The following is a 15,175-nucleotide window of genomic DNA, read 5'->3' on the forward strand; positions in this document are numbered from 1 at the left end:
CGTTGCCGGTTGCGCCGTGAGGGCCGCGACGGACAAGATGCGGCCTTCGCCACCGGACAATCGGACGCGCCCGTGCTGACCCTGCTCCAGGCCCTCTGGCCCCTGTTCGCCCTGATCGTCGCCGGCCATGTGCTGCGGCGGGTCGACTTCCCCGGCGAGGCCTTCTGGCCGGCCGCCGAGCGTTTGAACTACTTCATCCTGTTCCCCGCGCTGCTGTTCAGCAGCCTGGCCACGGCGCCGCTGGACAACCCGGCGCTGCCGCGCCTGGCGTTGGCGGTGCTGCTGGGCCTGGGCCTGGGCTGGGCGGGGTTGCTGCTGGCGCGGCGCCTGCTGGGCTGGCCGGCGGCGCGCTTCGGGGCGATCACCCAGGGCGTGCTGCGCTTCAACACCTACCTGGGGCTGGCGGCCATCGGCAGCCTGTTCGGCCAGGAGGGGCTGGCCATTGCGGCGCTGATGCTGGCGCTGATGGTGCCGACGGTGAACCTGCTGTCGGTGTGGTCGCTGACTGCCGAGCGCGGGGTCAGCGCACGGGGCCTGCTGCTGCCGATGGTGAAGAATCCGTTGATCCTCGCCTGCCTGGCCGGTGCGGCCTACAACCTGACGGGGCTGGGCCTGGGCGGCGGGCTGGACCGGTTGCTCAACCTGGTGGCGGTGGCGAGCCTGCCCCTGGGCCTGCTCTGCGTGGGGGCGGCGCTGCAACCCCGCGAGCTGGGCGGCGAGCTGCCGGCCCTGGGCTGGAACTGCGCGGCGCGGCTGCTGGCGATGCCGGCGCTGGCCTTCGCCGTGGCGCGAGTGCTCGGGCTGCCGGCGATGGAGAGCAGCATCCTGGTGCTGTTCTTCGCCCTGCCGACGGCGCCCACCGCCTATGTGCTGACCCGCCAGTTGGGCGGCGACGGCCACCTTATGGCGGGGATCATCACCCTGCAGACGCTGCTTTCCGGCGCCACCCTGGTGGCCGTGCTGGCGCTGCTGCAAGCCGGGGCGGGCTGACCGCCCGTCCGGATTTCGCGGCACTTCGCTGCCGGTTCGCAGCGAAAGCTGGCTGAAAGCTTCGCCCCTTAGCATCGCCCCACCGCCGGCACAGACCGGCCGCCCGGCGCTGCCCGTTCCGCGCCAGGCACCCCGACAACAACAAGATGGGTGATTGCCATGCTCCGCTCCTGCCGCCTCCTCGGCCTCGTTCCGCCCCCTCTCCGTACCCGACCCGCTGCGCGCTGACCGGCTCCCGTCCTCATCGCCTTTCGTCCGGAGATTCCCATGCTGACCTTCCTCGGTTTCGCCATGGTCATGACCTTCATGTTCCTGATCATGACCAAGCGCCTGTCCGCCCTGATCGCCCTGATCATCGTGCCCATCACCTTCGCGCTGATCGGTGGCTTCGCCGCCGGTATCGGCCCGATGATGCTGGAGGGCATCACCAAGCTGGCGCCCACGGGCGTGATGCTGATGTTCGCCATCCTCTACTTCGCCCTGATGATCGACTCGGGCCTGTTCGACCCGCCGGTGCGGGCGATCCTGCGGCTGGTGAAGGGCGATCCGCTGAAGGTGTCGATGGGCACGGCAGCGCTGGCGCTGATCGTCTCCCTCGATGGCGACGGTGCGACCACCTACATGATCTGCGTGGCGGCACTGCTGCCGCTGTACAGCCGCCTGGGCATGAGCCCGCTGATCATGGCGGGGCTGATCATCCTGGCCGGCGGGATCATGAACATGACCCCGTGGGGCGGCCCCACCGCCCGTGCGGCCAGTGCGCTGCACGTGGACCCGTCGGACATCTTCGTGCCGATGATCCCGGCGATGGCGGCCGGTGCCGTGGCGCTGTTCGGCCTGGCCTGGGCCTATGGCAAGCGTGAGCGCGCCCGCCTGGGCGTGCTGCAACTGCCGGACCTGCCGGAAAGCCATGTGGACATCAGCGTGTCGCAGTTCCCCGAGGCGCGCCGGCCGAAGCTTCTGTGGGTGAACGCGGCGCTGACGGCGGCACTGATGGTGACGCTGATCCTCGGTCTGATGCCGCTGCCGGTGCTGTTCATGGTGGCCTTCAGCATCGCGATGATCATCAACTACCCCTGCCTGCAGCAGCAGAAGGAGCGCGTGGCGGCCCATGCCGGCAACGTGCTGGCGGTGGTGGGGCTGATCTTCGCGGCCGGCATCTTCACCGGCATCCTCTCCGGCACGGGGATGGTGGAGGCGATGTCCAAGAGCCTGCTGGCGGTGATCCCGCCGTCCATGGGGCCGTACATGGCGGTGATCACGGCGGTGGTGAGCATGCCGTTCACTTTCTTCATGTCCAACGACGCTTTCTATTACGGCGTGTTGCCGGTACTGACCGAGGCGGCGGGTCATTACGGCATCAGCCCGGTGGAGATGGCGCGGGCCTCCATCGTAGGCCAGCCGGTGCACCTGCTGAGCCCGCTGGTGCCCTCCACCTACCTGCTGGTGGGCCTGGCGAAGATCGAATTCGGCGACCACCAGCGCTTCACGTTGAAGTGGGCGGTTCTGATCTGCCTGTGTATCCTGCTCGCCGCGCTGCTGCTCGGGGTCTTCCCGCTGTTCGGCACCCCGTGAGGGTCAGGCGCCTCCTTTAATTCATTCACGCCGGAAAGGCTCGCACTTTCCGGCATGGCCGTGCTCCAACCTAGCCGTCGACACCACGAGGTATTCGCATCATGGAATGGCTGACCAGCCCGGAAATCTGGGTCGCCTTCTTCACCCTGACCGCCCTGGAGATTGTCCTGGGCATCGACAACATCATCATGATCGCCATCCTCGTGGGCCGCATGCCGCCGCATATGCAGGCACGCACCCGGTTCTTCGGCCTGGCGCTGGCGATGGTCACGCGCATCCTGCTGCTGCTGTCGATCACCTGGATCATGCGGCTCACCACCGACCTGTTCCATCTGTTCGGCCAGGGCATCTCGGGGCGCGACCTGATCCTGTTCTTCGGCGGCCTGTTCCTGCTGTGGAAGAGCAGCACCGAGATGTTCCACAGCCTGGAGGGTGAGGACGAGACCGAAGCCACGCCGGCCACGGGCGCCGCGCGCAACTTCATCGGCACCATCATCCAGATCGCCATCATCGACATCGTGTTCTCCCTGGACTCGGTGATCACTGCCGTGGGCATGGTTTCCCACGTGCCGGTGATGGTCGCCGCGATCATCGTCGCCGTGCTGGTGATGATGGCCGCCGCCGGCACCATCAGTGCCTTCATCGACAAGCACCCGAGCCTGAAGATGCTGGCCCTGGCCTTCCTGGTGGTGGTGGGCACCGTGCTCATCGCCGAGGCTTTCGAAGTCCACGTGCCGAAGGGCTATGTGTACTTCGCCATGGCCTTCTCCCTGGGCGTGGAGGCGCTGAACATCCGCATGCGCATCGCCCGTGGGCGCAAGCAGGAGGCGGTGAAGCTGCGCAAGGACATCCCGGGGGAATAAGCCCGGGCGTGACCACCAGTTGAAACGAGAACGGGGCCGAAGGGCCCCGTTTTTTGTGGGTGCGAAACGCACGGCAGAGGGAACGTCGAGCCGGAGTCGGGCTGCCAAAAACGTTACTTTATAACATAATTGGCCGATCCCGCTTTCCTCGATGCGATGGAGCCCCCTCATGGATCGCCGTCATCTGCTCAAGTTCGTGCTCGCCGGTTTCACCCTGCCCTTCGCTGCCAAGGCCTCCGCCGCCCAGGCCGTCACCCAGGTTCGCAGTTGGCGGACGGCCGACCGCCTGCGCATCGTGTTGGACCTCAGCGGCCCGGTGAACTTCCGCAGCTTCGCGCTGGCCGCGCCGGAGCGGGTCATCGTCGACCTGGACGACACCCGCCTGGACGCTCACCTGCAGGACCTGGCGCTGGGCCAGGGGCCGATCCGTTCGGTCCGCAGTGGTCTGCAGGGCCGCAGCACGCGGCTGGTGTTCGACCTGCAGGCCCCGGCGCAGCTGAGCAGCTTCCTGCTGCCACCTGGGGAGGGCAAGGGGCACCGGCTGGTGCTGGACTTCCAGCCGCTCACGCCCGCCCCTGCGTTGGCGCCGGCCGCTACGGCGGTCGCTCCTGCAGGCGGGCAGCGGGACATCGTCGTCGCCATCGACGCGGGCCACGGCGGCAAGGACCCGGGCGCCATCGGTTTCAACGGTGAGCAGGAGAAGGCGGTGGCATTGGCCATCGCCCGCCTGCTGGCCAGGAAGGTGAATGCCCAGAAGGGCTTCAAGGCCCATCTGGTGCGCAATGACGACGTGTTCGTACCGCTGCGCAAGCGGGTCGAGATCGCCCGGCGGCGCAACGCCGATCTGTTCATCTCCGTCCATGCCGATGCGGCGCCCAGGCGCAGTGCCTCCGGGGCGTCGGTTTTCGCGCTGTCCCAGGGCGGGGCGACGTCCACCACGGCGCGCTGGCTCGCCGAGCGCGAGAACCGTGTGGACCTGATCGGTGCCGAGCGTTTGCTGTCGCTGAAGGACAAGGACCCGATGCTGGCCGGGGTGATTCTCGACATGTCGATGACCGCCACCATCGCCACCAGCCTGGACCTGGGCAAGAGCATCCTGGGCAGCCTGCAGGGTGTGGCGGGCGTGCACCAGAAGCGGGTCGAGCAGGCGGGCTTCGCCGTGCTCAAGTCTCCGGACATCCCCTCGGTGCTGGTGGAAACCGGCTTCATGTCCAACCCGGGTGATTGCCGTCGGCTGATCGATGCCCGCCACCAGCAGCGGGTAGCGAACGCGATCTTCGACGGGTTGTACCGGCACTTCCGGGCAGCGCCGCCGCAAGGCACGTTGCTGGCCTCGATGAAGGCCAGCCAGAGCAGTTGATGGATCACCGATGACGCGCAGGTGCGGGCGAACCCGACCTGCGCGTGTGTTCACATCGGCTCGAACCGCTCGCCCTTGAAGCAGCGCACCGGGTTGCCCCGCTCCACCCGGTGGTGGAACAGGCGCCGCTCCGCGCGCAGGGCGCCGTCCGCTTCTTCGGCCCGTTGCGCCAGGCGCTGGCCGATGAGGAGGATGGCCAGGCGCTTGTTGGCGTGCTGGCTGCGCTCGCTCTGCACCTTGACGCTGATGCCGCTGGCGAGGTGGGTAGCGCGCACTGCCGAGTCGGTGGTGTTGACGTGTTGCCCGCCGGGGCCGGAGGCGCGCAGGGCTTCGAAGCGGATCTCGCCTTCGAGGCTGGCCGGCGGCGGGGCGAAGCGAGCCCCGCCGAAGAACCAGTTCTTGCGCCCGTGGTTGGGCCGGTAGGGGCTGGGGCAGGTCCATTGCAGGGTGCCTTCCCAGTCCCGGGCGAGGCCGTCGGCCTGGTCGCCGTCCAGGGCCAGTAGGGCGGAGACGAGGGTGCCGCGCCGGGCACCCTCCTCCCGCTCCAGTACCTGTACGCGAACCTGCCGCTGCGCGGCTTCGTGCGTCAGCCGCTGCAGCGCCTTGGCCACCGCCAGGGCGCATTCGTCCGGCCCCTGGGCCGCCGAGAGTTGCAGGAGGATCATCAGCAGCACCCTCCGCGCGTCTTGTAGGTCAGCACCGGCTTGAGCCGCGCCAGCACCTGCACCAGCCCGGCATCGCGCAGGGCGCCGACCACCGAGTCGATGGCCTTGTAGGCTTCCGGCGCTTCCTCGTAGATCAGCGCGCGGTCGGCGCAGATCACCCGGCTGCCGAGGGCGGTGCGTTCCAGTTGCTCGACGCTGTAGCGCTTGGCGAGGCGGTCCTTGCACTCGCTGCGCATCCACTTGCGCCCGGCGCCGTGAGCCAGGGAGTTGAGGCTGCGCTCGTCGGGCACCGGGGCCACCAGGTAGCTGTAGTCACCCCGGGAACCGGGGATGACCATCACGCCCTGGTCGGCGGGGGTGGCGCCCTTGCGGTGCAGCCAACCGTCGACGCCGCCGATGGTCGCAGCGGAGACGAGGTTGTGGTTCACGTCCAGCAGTTGTTCGCCGTCTGCACGCAGGCGGTCGAGGATGCGTCGGGCGATCAGTTGCCGGTTGGCTTCGGCGAAGCGCAGGGCGCCGTCGTGGCGGGCCAGGTAGTGCTCGGCCTCCGGGCTGCCGGCCTCCAGGCCGGCGTGGCTGAAGCGGTCCACCTGCTCGCGCAGGATGGCTTCGCCCAGGCCGCGCGAGCCGCTGTGCACCAGCAGGAGCAGGTGCTTGCGGTCGATGCCCAAGGCCGCCAGGGCGTCGGCGTCGTAGGCCTCGTCGAGCTGCTGCAGCTCGGCGAAGTGGTTGCCGCCGCCGATGGTGCCCAGGGAACGCTCGTGTCCGCAGGGCGGCAGGCCGAAGGCGGTGATCGCCTCCTGCCAGCTGTCGTCCAGCGGCGCATCGAGGGAGCCCAGGCGCTTCTCCAGCTTGTCCAGGTGGAGCTTGGCGACGGGGATGTCGGTGCGCCAGAAGGCCATGCCGCAGCCAATGTCGTTGCCCACCAGGGCGGGGTAGAAGCGCCCGCTGGAGAAGAACGCGGCGCCCACCGGGTAGCCGCGCCCCGGGTGCAGGTCCGGCATGCCGGCCACCCGTTGCATGCCCGGCAGGCGGGCGGTGGTTTCAAGTTGCTGGATCGCTTTTCCTTCGATCCAGGTGTCGTCCGCGGCGATCAGGGTGATGCCGTCGGCCAGATTGCGAATGCAAGTGCCCATGGTCCAATCCAAATGGGTTGAAACGAAAATGCTTGGATTTGGCAGGCCTGGGGCCGGGCGATGCGGAACCGTCGCGAAGAAGGACGGAAGGGGCGATTAAGCCAGGCGCGACCTGCAAAGGGTGATCAGTGTTTGCATGATGAACCTCCTTTGCTGTCGGGTTGGGGGAAAGGCGCGCATTTTAGGCGCGCCGACCGGGGTGACGCAAGCGCTGTCATTGGCTCTTTCTGCGTTAGCTGTTGTGGTTTCAACTCAAGCGTTCTAGCACGGCCCTTCCCGGAATCCCTAGGGTTTGCGCGCTGGTTTGGTGCCCACATCGATGTGAGGATCCGAGCATCGATGTTGAAGCAGCCACCAAACGCCCCTTCCCAGGAGGCTGAGCGAATCGTCGTGGAAGGGGTTGAGCGACATGGATGTCGCGAGAGCAGCGATGGGCCAGGGATGGCCCTTCGCGGCGTGCCCCTGGAGCGATGATGGAGCGAGGGAAGTCTGGCTTCAGCCAGCCCCGTATGGAGGGGCAAGCCCTTTGGGTTCCTTTTCTGTGGTTCGGCATCCCGACGATTGAGAAAAGTGACTCGCCCGGGAGGGCGAAACCAGAGTCACCCGCGAAGCTCGGCAATCAGCTGGGCTCAAATCTTCTAGCAACACTTAACTCAGACAGAGCGCTGTCATTCACCGCCAACGGCGAAGTTGGGCAGGCTGTCCACCGGCTGGGCGAAGTCGAAGGGGATGGACTCCAGGGCCAGGCCGACGTTGCGCTGGATGACGAAGTGCAGGTGCGGGCCGGTGCTGTTGCCGGTGTTGCCGGAGCGGCCGATCTGCTCGCCAAGCGCCACGCGCTGGCCTTCCTGGACCTGCACCGAGCCTTTCATGAGGTGCAGGTAGACGCCCATGGTGCCGTCGTCGTGGAGGATGCGCACGAAGTTGCCGGAGGGGTTCTCGCCCCGGCCGCTCTGGCGGTTCTCGGTCTTGACCACCATGCCGGCACGGGCGGCGACGATGGGCGTGCCCTCGGGCATGGCCACGTCCTGGGCATAGCGGCCCTTGGGGGTGAAGTGGCTGTACTGGCCGTTGGCGCCCTGGGTCAGGCGGAAGGGGCCGCCGAGCCAGGGCAGCGGGTAGCGGTACAGCGAGGGTTGCTGCCGGGGGTCGCCCAGGGCGTAGCGCAGGCGCGGCTTGTAGCGCAGGGCCTTGCCGGGGTTCTCGGGGCTGAGGGTGACCAGGCGGATCTTGCTGCGCGGCGGCAGCACCCAGCGGATCGGCCGGCCGGGGTCGCCGATGGCGTTGCTGACGTTCTCCAGGCTCAGCTCCACTTCCACCGGGGCGAACAGGTCGTTGCGCACCAGCAGGGTCTCGCCGGCGTCGTGCTTCTGGGTCTCCAGCTTCACCGAGCGGTCCAGCCGCTCCACCATGCGGTCGCGGAAGACGAACACCTGAGCGCCGGAGACGGCCTTGTCGGTGTAGGTCACCACGCCGTTGGCGTCGGTGTACTTGTAGATGGTCAGTGCGCTGGCGGGCATAGCGGCCACCAGCAAGCAGCAGAGAAGTAGAGCGCGCCCTGGCATGACTGCACGTTTCATGAGTGTTATGAGCTGGCAAGCCTAGCAGCGCCGCCGGTCCTGTGCGAGGCGCCGGCGGTCGGGCTGTGACGGGGTTGGCTGGGGGGCCGGTCCGGGCGGACCGGCGGGCATCAGGCGCCGGGAACGAAGTGCTTCTGGGCGGTGCCGCGGGCGATCAGGCGCGACAGGTAGTCGAGCTTCTGCGGGTCGCGGTCGACGAAGCGGAAGGTGAGCTGCAGCCACTCGCTGTCGGGCTTGGGCTCCAGCGCGGCGACGGCGTGCAGGTAGCCGTTGAGGCGCGCCACTTCGCCACCCTCGCCCTGCTCCAGGTCGAGCACGGCGCTTTCCAGCACCTGGGGCAGCGGGTCGCCCCGCTTCACCACCAGGTGGGCGTCCTTGAGGCTGATGGTCTTGATCACGCAGGAGAGCACCGCCGAGGGCAGGCGCAACTGGGCCTGGCCACGGCCGGCGGGCACCTTGGCGGCAGCGCTCTTGGTCGGTGCGGCGAAGGCAGCGGCGGCCTGGACCGCCGGCTTGGCGCTGGGGCTTTTGGGCTTGACCACGTCGGCGCCCTTGCCGCCGGTCAGTGCGGCCAGGGAATCGTTGGCGAAGCCGCCGGTGCTGAGCATCTTGGGCGGCGCGGAGGCGGCCAGGGCTTCGAGGCGGCCGGCGCGGGCCAGTTGCTTCTTGACCTTGGTCACCAACTGATCGTTGGAGAAGGGCTTGCCGATGTAGTCGGAGACGCCGGCCTGGATGGCCTGCACCACGTTCTCCTTGTCGCCACGGCTGGTGACCATGACGAAGGGCGTGGTCTTGTGGCTTTCCTCGGCGCGGCACCAGGTGAGCAGCTCGAGGCCGGACATCTCCGGCATCTCCCAGTCGCAGAGGATCAGGTCCACCGACGAGCGGCTGAGCATCTGCTGGGCCTTGCGGCCATTCACCGCTTCTTCGATCTGGATACCCGGGAAATGGTCGCGCAGGCCCTTTTTCACCAGGTCACGAATAAAGGACGCGTCGTCCACCACCAGCACAGTAACTTTGCTCATCAACCACTCCTCTCAGACCGGACCTAAGCATAGCTGCGGGCGATAGTGCTGTGCCAAATAGAATGCGCCCCGGGCAAGCCGGGGCGCGACGGGTCCAACGGGAAAAGGGCGACCGGCCCGTAGGCGGAGCTTACTCGGGCTTGCCCGCGCCCTGCACTTCTTCCTGCATGCGGGCCAGGCCCATGTGGCGCACGTCGGTGCCGCGCACCAGGTAGATCACCAGTTCGGCGATGTTGCGCGCGTGGTCACCGATGCGTTCCAGCGAACGCAGGGCCCAGATGATGTTGAGCACGCGGCTGATGGCGCGGGGGTCTTCCATCATGTAGGTGACCAGCTCGCGCAGGGCGGTCTTGTACTCGCGGTCGATGGTCTTGTCGTACTGGGCCACCGACAGGGCCAGGTCGGCGTCGAAGCGGGCGAAGGCGTCCAGCGCCTCCTGGACCATCTTGCGCACCTGGTCGCCGATGTGGCGCACCTCGACGTAGCCCCGGGGCGAGACGCCCTCTTCGCAGAGCTGGATGGCGCGGCGGGCGATCTTCGAGGATTCGTCGCCGATGCGCTCCAGGTCGATCACCGACTTGGAGATGCTGATGATCAGGCGCAGGTCGGAGGCGGCCGGCTGGCGACGGGCGAGGATGCGCACGCACTCCTCGTCGATGTTGCGCTCCATCTGGTTGATCTGGTCGTCGATCTCGCGCACCTGCTGGGCCAGGCCAGAGTCGGCGTCGATCAGCGCGGTGACGGCGTCGTTCACCTGTTTCTCCACCAGGCCGCCCATGGCCAGGAGGTGGCTGCGCACCTCTTCCAGCTCGGCGTTGAACTGCTGGGAGATGTGGTGGGTAAGGCTGTCTTTGTCGATCATTGTTCGCTCCGCGAAAGCTGCAGGCTCCACGCCGCCAGCTACAGGTCATTCGTGTTGTCCGGGTCCACCCGTGGGCGCCCGCACAGGCGGGGGCGCCCCGGCCACTAGCCGTAGCGGCCGGTGATGTAGTCTTCGGTCTGCTTCTTGGACGGGTTGGTGAACAGCGTATCGGTGTCGCCGAACTCGATCAGCTTGCCCATGTACATGAACGCCGTGTAGTCGGAGACGCGCGCGGCCTGCTGCATGTTGTGGGTGACGATGACGATGGTGTACTTGCTCTTCAGCTCGTAGATCAGCTCTTCCACCTTGAGGGTGGAGATCGGGTCGAGGGCCGAGCAGGGCTCGTCGAGCAGCAGCACTTCAGGTTCGACCGCGATGGTACGGGCGATGACCAGGCGCTGCTGCTGACCGCCGGAGAGGCCAAGGGCGGATTCGTGCAGGCGGTCCTTCACCTCGTCCCACAGGGCGGCACCCTTCAGGGCCCACTCGACGGCCTCGTCGAGCACGCGCTTCTTGTTGATGCCCTGGATGCGCAGGCCGTAGACGACGTTCTCGTAGATGCTCTTGGGGAAGGGGTTGGGCTTCTGGAACACCATGCCGACGCGACGGCGCAGCTCGGCCACTTCTTCGCCCTTGCGGTAGATGTTCTTGCCGTCCAGGCGGATCTCGCCTTCCACGCGGCAGTCGTCCACCAGGTCGTTCATGCGGTTGAAGCAGCGCAGCAGGGTCGACTTGCCGCAGCCGGACGGGCCGATGAAGGCGGTCACGCGCTGCTTGGGGATGTTCATCTGCACGTCGTACAGGGCCTGCTTCTGGCCGTAGTACAGGTTCAGGCCGGGCACTTCCAGCGCGACGGTCTCGTCGGCCAGGTTCAGGCTCTGCTTGCCGCGGCCCAGGGCGGAGATGTTGACGCCGTGGCTGTGGGTCTCGTGTTGCATGGTCTCGCTCCGTTCGTAGCCGGTGGCTACGCGCTCAGGTATTCAGGCGCGGCGGCCCTTGGGGCCGCCGGGCGTTCGATCAGTTTTCCAGCGCCTTGTACTTCTCGCGCAGGTGGTTGCGGATGGCCACGGCCGAGAAGTTCAGCAGGGCGATCACCAGCACCAGCAGCAGCGCGGTGGCGTACACCAGCGGGCGGGCGGCCTCGACGTTGGGGCTCTGGAAGCCGACGTCGTAGATGTGGAAGCCCAGGTGCATGATCTTCTGGTCCAGGTGCAGGTAGGGGTAGTTGCCGTCCACCGGCAGGCTCGGGGCCAGCTTCACCACGCCCACCAGCATCAGCGGCGCCACTTCGCCGGCGGCGCGGGCCACGGCGAGGATCAGGCCGGTCATCATGGCCGGGCTGGCCATCGGCAGGACGATCTTCCACAGGGTCTCGGCCTTGGTCGCGCCGAGGGCCAGGGAGCCTTCACGCACGGCGCGGGGGATGCGCGCCAGGCCTTCCTCGGTGGCGACGATCACCACCGGCACGGCGAGGATCGCCAGGGTCAGCGAGGCCCAGAGCAGGCCCGGGGTGCCGAAGGTCGGCGCCGGGGCGGCCTCGGGGAAGAACATGCGGTCCAGCGAGCCGCCCACCACGTAGACGAAGAAGCCCAGGCCGAACACGCCGTAGACGATGGCCGGGACGCCGGCCAGGTTGTTCACGGCAATGCGGATGATGCGGGTCAGCAGGCCCTGCTTGGCGTACTCGCGCAGGTAGATGGCCGCCACCACGCCGAAGGGGGTGACGATCACGGCCATGATCAGGGTCATCATCACGGTGCCGAAGATGGCCGGGAAGATGCCGCCCTCGGTGTTGGCCTCACGCGGGTCGTCGGCGAGGAATTCCCAGAGTTTCTTGAAGTAGAAGCCCAGCTTCTCGAACAGCCCCATGGCATTGGGCTGGTAGGCGTGTACCACCTTGCCGAGGGTGATCTCCTGCTCCTGGCCGCCGGCCTCACGCACCACCACGCTGTCGCGGTTGAAAGCTTGGTGCAGCTCGGTCAACTGGACTTCGAGGGTCTTGTAGCGGGCATCCAGCTCGGCGCGACGGGCCGCCAGATCAGCCTGGGCCACGGCGTCCAGCTCGCCCTTGAGCTCCAGCTTGCGGCCTTCCAGGCGCAGGCGCTCGAGGCCGTGGTTGATGCCGCCGATCTCCTTCTTCTCCAGCCGGTAGAGCTGGGCATAGAGGTCGTCGACGCGCTTGAGGCGCTCCTGCAGGGCAGACATGGCAGCCTCGCCTTCGGCGATCACCTTGCCGTCTTCCTTCACGCTCACCAGGCGGCCGTAGAAGTTGCCCCACTCGCGGCGCTCCAGCGCGATCAGCTCGGCGGGCTTCTGCGGGTCCTTCAACCACTCGCCGACCACCCAGGAGAAGTCAGCGCCGTAGACCTCACGGTTGCCCACCTTGAGCAGCTCGCGGGTCATGAACTCGGGGCTGTCGTCCTGCACCGGCAGGCCGGCGCTCTTGAGGCGCGCGCTGGGCACTTCCTCGACTTGCACCGCTTCGCCGATCACCGCCTTGGGGGCCTGACCGGGGATGCTGTACTGCGCTTCGATCAGGTCGGCCGGCCAGAAGTGGGCCAGGCCGCGCACGGCGATCACCGAGAGCAGGCCGATGGTCATGATGACGGCGATGGCCACGGCGCCACCGCTCATCCAGACGCCCGGCGCGCCGCTCTCGAACCAGTTCTTGAGGGAAACCTTTTTCACGGATGTCTCCAACTCGTGAGTCTTCCAGTGCTTCCCGCCCAGGGCAGGAGGCGCTTGTTTGTCCACACCCCCTCCCGCCGGGAGGGGGCCGTCGCGGCGTGGGCCGCCTTACAGGGATGCGTACTTCTTGCGCAGCCGCTGGCGGATCAGCTCGGCCAGGGTGTTCATCACGAAGGTGAAGGAGAGCAGCACCAGCGCGGCGAGGAACAGCACGCGGTAATGCGAACCACCGACTTCGGATTCCGGCATCTCCACCGCGACGTTGGCCGCCAGGGTGCGCATGCCCTCGAAGATGTTCAGCTCCATCACCGGGGTGTTGCCGGTGGCCATCAGCACGATCATGGTCTCGCCGACGGCGCGGCCGAGGCCGATCATCAGCGCGGAGAAGATGCCCGGGCTGGCGGTGAGGATCACCACGCGGGTCAGCGTCTGCCAGGGCGTGGCGCCCAGGGCCAGGGAGCCGTAGGTGAGGCTCTTGGGCACGCTGAAGATGGCGTCTTCGGCGATGGAGAAGATGTTCGGGATCACCGCGAAGCCCATGGCCAGGCCGACGATCAGGGCGTTGCGCTGGTCGTAGGTGATCCCTAAGTCATTGCTGATCCACAGGCGCATGTCACCGCCGAAGAACCAGGTCTCCAGCAGCGGGCTCATGCCCAGGGCGAACCAGCCCACCAGCAGGACGACGGGGATCAGGATGGCGGCTTCGAAGCCGTCCGGCACGCGCAGGCGCACCGACTCCGGCAGGCGGCTCCAGATGAAGCCGGCGAGCAGGATGCCGATGGGGGTCAGCAGCAGCAGGCTGAAGATGCCCGGCAGGTGGCCTTCGACGTAAGGCGCCAGGAACAGGCCGGCGAAGAAGCCGAGGATCACCGTCGGCAGCGCTTCCATCAGTTCGATCACCGGCTTGACCTTGCGGCGCATGCCGGGGGCCATGAAGTAGGCGGTGTAGATGGCGGCGGCGATGGCCAGCGGAGCGGCCAGCAGCATGGCGTAGAAGGCGGCCTTGAGGGTGCCGAAGGTCAGCGGCGCCAGGCTCAGCTTGGGCTCGAAGTCGGTGTTGGCGGCGGTGGACTGCCAGACGTACTTGGGTTCGTCGTAGCTCTCGTACCAGACCTTGCTCCACAGCGCGCTCCAGGACACTTCCGGGTGCGGGTTGGAGAGGCGGAACGGCAGGAACTTGCCCTCGGTCTCCACCACCACGCGGTTGGCGCGGGGCGACAGAGCCAGCACGCCAGCGCCATCGGTCACCGACTCAATCAGCAGCGTGCGCTCGGCGGTGCTGTGGAAGACGCCGAGCTTGCCGCTGGCGTCCAGGCCGAGGAAGCCCTTGCGGCGCTCCTCAGGGGCGATCTGCACCACCGGGGCGCTGCCCAACTGGAAGCTGCGGATGAGGGTCAGGCGGGCTTCGCCGTCGGCGCCACGGACCATGAACCACTGGCCGATGCCACCCTTGGAGTCGCCCACCATGAGGGAGATGCCACCCAGCAGCAGGGCGCTGGCGGTGGTTTCCCGGTCACCGTCCTCGAACAGTTTGTAGCGACCGTTGAGGGCCTGCTCGCGCAGGCTGAAGACGTCAGCCTGGGCACGCCCGTTGATCACGTACAGCCACTGCTGGCGCGGGTCGACGTAGATGGCCTTGATCGGCTCGACCATCTGCGGCAGGGCAATGGCGTTCTGTTCGAAGGTGGTCTCGCCAGTGAGCATGTTCTCCTGGCTCACCAACTCCTGCACGTAGAGCTGGTTGCCGGTGGAGCCGGCCAGAATCAGGGATTCGTCGTTCTGGTTGACGGCTACGTGCTCCAGCGGCTTGCCCTCGGGGTTCAGCGCCATGGGCTTGTCGCCGAAGGGGAAGTCGATGCGCGGGGTGATCACGCGCTTGTTGTCCGGGTAGGTCACCTGGTAGCCGTACTTGAACAGCAGCGCCTGGCCGTTGGACAGGCCGAGGGCCACCAGCGGCTGGCCGGGCTGGTCCTGGCCGATGGAGGCGACGCTGACACCTTCCGGCAGCGGCAGGGCGACGCGCTTGAGCTCCGCACCGTCCTTCGTGGCGAAGAACACCGCCTCACCCTTGTCGGAGACGCGCATGCCCACCTGGTTCTGCTCTTCCAGGGTCAGCAGCAGCGGCTTGCCGGTCTCCTGTTGCAGCCAGGCCGGCGCCTGCACCTGCTTCGCGGTCAGCTCGGCGCCCTTGAACAGGGGCAGCACCACGTAGGCAAGGTAGAAGAAGATCAGGGTGATGGCCGCAAGGACCGCCAAGCCACCCACCAGTACGTACCAGCGGGTCAGGTTGTCTTTCAGCGCGCGGATGCGACGCTTGCGCTGCAGCGCCGGCGTATTGAAGTCGATGCGCGCGGGGGGATTCGTCGAGGTCATGGGGGAACTGGCCAGGTCATTCATGGGGCAAACCCTAAAGCCTTCGTATGACAGAAAG

Annotated in this window: 12 protein-coding genes; 4 read left to right on the forward strand and 8 right to left on the reverse strand. The window is 67.3% G+C overall.

From position 1 onward, the window contains the following. Positions 1–9: 9 nt before the first annotated feature. The 4 genes from A9G05_RS16885 (at position 10) to A9G05_RS16900 (ending at position 4,788) form a co-directional block, all read left to right on the forward strand. Entirely contained in the window at positions 10–990 is a 981-nt protein-coding gene (locus A9G05_RS16885) for an AEC family transporter (RefSeq protein ID WP_371850575.1), read from the forward strand. A 267-nt stretch (positions 991–1,257) separates the two neighbouring features. Next, entirely contained in the window at positions 1,258–2,565 is a 1,308-nt protein-coding gene (locus tag A9G05_RS16890) for a CitMHS family transporter (RefSeq protein WP_069562076.1), read from the forward strand. Positions 2,566–2,666: 101 nt separating this feature from the next. Beyond that, positions 2,667–3,428, forward strand: a complete 762-nt coding sequence (locus tag A9G05_RS16895; RefSeq protein ID WP_069562077.1) for a TerC family protein — start codon at positions 2,667–2,669, stop codon at positions 3,426–3,428. Positions 3,429–3,597: 169 nt separating this feature from the next. Then, positions 3,598–4,788 (forward strand): N-acetylmuramoyl-L-alanine amidase, encoded by a 1,191-nt coding sequence (locus tag A9G05_RS16900; protein ID WP_069562078.1) that lies wholly within the window; start codon positions 3,598–3,600, stop codon positions 4,786–4,788. Positions 4,789–4,838: 50 nt separating this feature from the next. On the opposite strand, the gene prfH is transcribed toward A9G05_RS16900, so the two are convergent. From prfH to A9G05_RS16940, 8 genes are all read right to left on the reverse strand, one after another. Beyond that, on the reverse strand, positions 4,839–5,453 hold the full coding sequence (gene prfH / locus A9G05_RS16905; RefSeq protein ID WP_069562101.1) for a peptide chain release factor H: 615 nt from the start codon (positions 5,451–5,453) through the stop codon (positions 4,839–4,841). Beyond that, on the reverse strand, positions 5,453–6,589 hold the full coding sequence (locus A9G05_RS16910) for an RNA ligase RtcB family protein (protein ID WP_069562079.1): 1,137 nt from the start codon (positions 6,587–6,589) through the stop codon (positions 5,453–5,455). Before A9G05_RS16910 ends, prfH begins: the two co-directional genes overlap by 1 nt. 668 nt (positions 6,590–7,257) lie before the next feature. Next, entirely contained in the window at positions 7,258–8,154 is an 897-nt protein-coding gene (locus A9G05_RS16915; protein ID WP_069562080.1) for a peptidoglycan DD-metalloendopeptidase family protein, read from the reverse strand. Positions 8,155–8,279: 125 nt separating this feature from the next. Beyond that, positions 8,280–9,194, reverse strand: a complete 915-nt coding sequence (locus tag A9G05_RS16920; RefSeq protein WP_069562081.1) for a response regulator — start codon at positions 9,192–9,194, stop codon at positions 8,280–8,282. A 130-nt stretch (positions 9,195–9,324) separates the two neighbouring features. Then, positions 9,325–10,056 carry a phosphate signaling complex protein PhoU gene (gene phoU / locus A9G05_RS16925; RefSeq protein WP_069562082.1) on the reverse strand — a complete coding sequence of 244 codons (732 nt, stop codon included), beginning with the start codon at positions 10,054–10,056 and terminating at the stop codon, positions 9,325–9,327. 104 nt (positions 10,057–10,160) lie between these two features. Further along, positions 10,161–10,994 (reverse strand): phosphate ABC transporter ATP-binding protein PstB, encoded by an 834-nt coding sequence (gene pstB, locus A9G05_RS16930; protein ID WP_069562083.1) that lies wholly within the window; start codon positions 10,992–10,994, stop codon positions 10,161–10,163. A gap of 79 nt (positions 10,995–11,073) precedes the next feature. After that, the gene (gene pstA, locus A9G05_RS16935; RefSeq protein WP_139131177.1) at positions 11,074–12,690 is read right to left on the reverse strand and encodes a phosphate ABC transporter permease PstA; all 1,617 of its coding nucleotides are present in this window, start codon (positions 12,688–12,690) and stop codon (positions 11,074–11,076) included. Between the two features lie 162 nt (positions 12,691–12,852). Then, complete coding sequence (locus A9G05_RS16940; protein ID WP_170832320.1) at positions 12,853–14,829, reverse strand: ABC transporter permease subunit; 1,977 nt, start codon at positions 14,827–14,829, stop codon at positions 12,853–12,855. Positions 14,830–15,175: the final 346 nt, after the last annotated feature.

The sequence above is a fragment of the Pseudomonas sp. ENNP23 genome (genome assembly GCF_001728945.1).
GTDB classification, from domain to species: domain Bacteria; phylum Pseudomonadota; class Gammaproteobacteria; order Pseudomonadales; family Pseudomonadaceae; genus Metapseudomonas; species Metapseudomonas otitidis.